Here is a 4990-nt window from a genome sequence, read left to right on the forward strand (position 1 = left end):
CACAAAGAATGTTGTTGTAAGTCATCGGCCATTAGTACCAGTCAGCTCCACACATTGCTGTGCTTCCACATCTGGCCTATCAACCCAGTCATCTACTGGGGGCCTCACACACCTCAAGGGTGCAAGGATATCTCATCTCGAAGCAGGCTTCCCGCTTAGATGCTTTCAGCGGTTATCCCTTCCCGACGTAGCCAACCAGCCATGCCCTTGGCAGAACAACTGGCACACCAGAGGTCAGTCCATCCCGGTCCTCTCGTACTAGGGACAGGACTTCTCAAATATCCAACGCGCGCAGCGGATAGGGACCGAACTGTCTCACGACGTTCTAAACCCAGCTCGCGTACCGCTTTAATAGGCGAACAGCCTAACCCTTGGGACCAACTCCAGCCCCAGGATGCGACGAGCCGACATCGAGGTGCCAAACCATGCCGTCGATATGAGCTCTTGGGCAAGATCAGCCTGTTATCCCCGGGGTACCTTTTATCCGTTGAGCGACACCCATTCCACAATGAGGTGCCGGATCACTAGTTCCTGCTTTCGCACCTGCCCGACATGTCTGTCTCGCAGTCAAGCTCCCTTGTGCACTTACACTCAACACCTGATTGCCAACCAGGCTGAGGGAACCTTTGAGCGCCTCCGTTACTCTTTAGGAGGCAACCGCCCCAGTTAAACTACCCATCAGACACTGTCCCTGATCCGGATCACGGACCGAGGTTAGGAATCCAGAACGACCAGAGTGGTATTTCAACAATGACTCCACACTCACTGGCGTGAATGCTTCCCAGTCTCCCACCTATCCTACACAAGCCGTCCCGAACACCAATATCAAACTATAGTAAAGGTCCCGGGGTCTTTCCGTCCTGCTGCGCGTAACGAGCATCTTTACTCGTAATGCAATTTCGCCGAGTTCGCGGTTGAGACAGTGGAGAAGTCGTTACGCCATTCGTGCAGGTCGGAACTTACCCGACAAGGAATTTCGCTACCTTAGGATGGTTATAGTTACCACCGCCGTTTACTGGGGCTTAAATTCTCAGCTTCGAACTCCGAAGAGCTCTAACCGGTCCTCTTAACCTTCCAGCACCGGGCAGGCGTCAGTCCGTATACAGCGTCTTACGACTTCGCACGGACCTGTGTTTTTAGTAAACAGTCGCTTCTCCCTGGTCTCTGCGGCCCTCTCCGCTCTCACGGATCGGGCCCCCCTTCTCCCGAAGTTACGGGGGCATTTTGCCGAGTTCCTTAACCACGATTCTCTCGAACGCCTCGGTATTCTCTACCTGATCACCTGAGTCGGTTTAGGGTACGGGCGACCGTATTCGTCACGCCGGAACTTTTCTAGGCAGTACAGGATCACTCACCTACGCCCATACGGGATCCCCATCACGTCTCACCCTCATGGCCCCAGCATTACCCGGGGCCGGGCTGCACGCTTAGACGGACTATTCCATTAAGTCCGCGGAAGCTACCTCTCTGCGTCATCCCACGCGCTGACCTACTACGACCTTGGTTCCCAGCCTCACCATCATCCACACCCCGAAGGGCACGGTGACAGCTCGGGTGGTTAGCATCAATCGCCTCGGTATGGGTCCTCCTACGATCGGTTCGGGAATATCAACCCGATGTCCATCGACTACGCCTGTCGGCCTCGCCTTAGGTCCCGACTAACCCAGGGCGGATAAACCTGGCCCTGGAACCCTTGATCAATCGGCGGACGGGTTTCTCACCCGTCTTTCGCTACTCATGCCTGCATTCTCACTCGTACAGCCTCCACCACTGGGTTCCCCCGCGGCTTCACCGGCTGTACGACGCTCCCCTACCCACCCAGGACCAAATCCTGAGTGACACAGCTTCGGCGGTGTGCTTGAGCCCCGCTACATTGTCGGCGCAGAATCACTTGACCAGTGAGCTATTACGCACTCTTTCAAGGGTGGCTGCTTCTAAGCCAACCTCCTGGTTGTCTCAGCAACTCCACATCCTTTTCCACTTAGCACACGCTTAGGGGCCTTAGCTGATGTTCTGGGCTGTTTCCCTCTCGACTATGAAGCTTATCCCCCACAGTCTCACTGCTGCGCTCTCACGTACCGGCATTCGGAGTTTGGCTAAGGTCAGTAACCCGGTGGGGCCCATCGCCTATCCAGTGCTCTACCTCCGGTACGAAACACGCAACGCTGCACCTAAATGCATTTCGGGGAGAACCAGCTATCACGAAGTTTGATTGGCCTTTCACCCCTATCCACAGGTCATCCCCTCCATTTTCAACTGAAGTGGGTTCGCGCCTCCACGCGGTCTTACCCGCGCTTCACACTGCCCATGGATAGATCACTTCGCTTCGGGTCTAGAGCCGGCGACTGAACGCCCCGTTCAGACTCGCTTTCGCTACGGCTACCCCACACGGGTTAACCTCGCCACCGACCACTAACTCGCAGGCTCATTCTTCAAAAGGCACGCCGTCACCCCTCAAGGCTCCGACGGATTGTAAGCGCACGGTTTCAGGTACTATTTCACTCCCCTCCCGGGGTGCTTTTCACCTTTCCCTCACGGTACTTGTCCGCTATCGGTCACAAGGTAGTATTCAGGCTTACCAGGTGGTCCTGGCAGATTCACACCGGATTTCACGGGCCCGGTGCTACTCGGGAACAGCGTCACGCCGCGCACTGGTTTCGTCTACGGGGGTCACACCCTCTACGCCACCGCACTCACCACGGCTTCGACTACCACTGCGCGTACACGTCGCAAGGCCGGCAGACCCTGCTGACACGTCCCACAACCCCTGACCTGCAACCCCTGCCGGGTATCACACAGACCAGGTTTAGCCTCCTCCGCTTTCGCTCGCCACTACTCACGGAATCACTATTTGTTTTCTCTTCCTGCGGGTACTGAGATGTTTCACTTCCCCGCGTTCCCTCCACACTGCCTATACATTCAGCAGCGGGTACCACGACATGACTCGTGGTGGGTTTCCCCATTCGGACATCCTCGGATCACAGTTCGGTTGTCAACTCCCCGAGGCTTAACGCAGACTCCCACGTCCTTCGTCGGCTCCTTGTGCCAAGGCATCCACCGTGCGCCCTTTAAAACTTACGGCAACACAAAGACACTTTGCGCTTAAAAATTGCTTACAAGATGCTCGCGTCCACTATACAGTTCTCAAGAAACAACCCCACACCCACCACATCAGCCTTTCCAGCATCCGTGGTCGGGGGGACCAGCCACACACCCCCACAAAGGGAGCTGCGTGCAGCCTCACAACCCAATAGCGTGTCTCCACCTCAAACCCGATGCCCTCACACGTTCCATCCCGAAGGAGTACTAGCGATCAGCGCAGCAGATGAAGTGCCTATCCATCGATGTTCCACCCTTGAGCAACCACCCGCCTGACACTCGCAGACGACGATGGCCACCAATATTGGTGATGCTCCTTAGAAAGGAGGTGATCCAGCCGCACCTTCCGGTACGGCTACCTTGTTACGACTTAGTCCCAATCACCGATCCCACCTTAGACAGCTCCCTCACGAGGATGGGCCACTGGCTTCGGGTGTTACCGACTTTCGTGACTTGACGGGCGGTGTGTACAAGGCCCGGGAACGTATTCACCGCAGCGTTGCTGATCTGCGATTACTAGCGACTCCGACTTCATGGGGTCGAGTTGCAGACCCCAATCCGAACTGAGGCCGGCTTTTTGGGATTCGCTCCACCTCACAGTTTCGCAACCCATTGTACCGACCATTGTAGCATGCTTGAAGCCCAAGACATAAGGGGCATGATGATTTGACGTCGTCCCCACCTTCCTCCGAGTTGACCCCGGCAGTCTCCTATGAGTCCCCACCATTACGTGCTGGCAACATAGAACGAGGGTTGCGCTCGTTGCGGGACTTAACCCAACATCTCACGACACGAGCTGACGACAACCATGCACCACCTGTGCACCAGTCCAAAGAAAGCCACATCTCTGCAGCCGTCCAGTGCATGTCAAGCCTTGGTAAGGTTCTTCGCGTTGCATCGAATTAATCAGCATGCTCCGCCGCTTGTGCGGGCCCCCGTCAATTCCTTTGAGTTTTAGCCTTGCGGCCGTACTCCCCAGGCGGGGCACTTAATGCGTTAGCTACGGCGCGGAAAACGTGGAATGTCCCCCACACCTAGTGCCCAACGTTTACGGCATGGACTACCAGGGTATCTAATCCTGTTCGCTACCCATGCTTTCGCTTCTCAGTGTCAGTAATGGCCCAGAGACCTGCCTTCGCCATCGGTGTTCTTCCTGATATCTGCGCATTTCACCGCTACACCAGGAGTTCCAGTCTCCCCTACCACACTCTAGCCTGCCCGTACCCACCGCACGCCCGAGGTTGAGCCTCGGGTTTTCACGGCAGACGCGACAAGCCACCTACAAGCTCTTTACGCCCAATAATTCCGGACAACGCTTGCGCCCTACGTATTACCGCGGCTGCTGGCACGTAGTTAGCCGGCGCTTCTTCTGCAGGTACCGTCACTCTCGCTTCTTCCCTACTGAAAGGGGTTTACAACCCGAAGGCCGTCATCCCCCACGCGGCGTCGCTGCATCAGGCTTTCGCCCATTGTGCAATATTCCCCACTGCTGCCTCCCGTAGGAGTCTGGGCCGTGTCTCAGTCCCAGTGTGGCCGGTCGCCCTCTCAGGCCGGCTACCCGTCATCGTCTTGGTGAGCCATCACCTCACCAACAAACTGATAGGCCGCGAGTCCATCCCCCACCGATAAATCTTTCCAACACCCACCATGCGATGAGTGCTCATATCCGGTATTAGCCACGATTTCCCGAGGTTATCCCGAAGTGGAGGGCAGGTTACTCACGTGTTACTCACCCGTTCGCCACTAATCAGGCGGTGCAAGCACCACCGTCATCGTTCGACTTGCATGTGTTAAGCACGCCGCCAGCGTTCGTCCTGAGCCAGGATCAAACTCTCCATGAAAATCATGAAAAACTATAAACCTGACAAAATAAACAAACAACCAGCATTAA

The 4990-nt window shown here is 56.0% G+C and carries 2 rRNA genes; both read right to left on the reverse strand.

Going from position 1 to position 4990, the window contains the following annotated elements:
- Positions 1 to 12: 12 nt before the first annotated feature.
- A 23S ribosomal RNA gene (locus DS079_RS16925) occupies positions 13 to 3081 on the reverse strand.
- 339 nt (positions 3082 to 3420) lie between these two features.
- Positions 3421 to 4940, reverse strand: a 16S ribosomal RNA gene (locus tag DS079_RS16930).
- The 16S and 23S rRNA genes sit together here, the layout of an rRNA operon.
- Positions 4941 to 4990: the final 50 nt, after the last annotated feature.

Origin of the sequence: Brachybacterium paraconglomeratum, from assembly GCF_003994255.1 — a bacterium.
Taxonomy (GTDB): domain Bacteria; phylum Actinomycetota; class Actinomycetes; order Actinomycetales; family Dermabacteraceae; genus Brachybacterium; species Brachybacterium conglomeratum.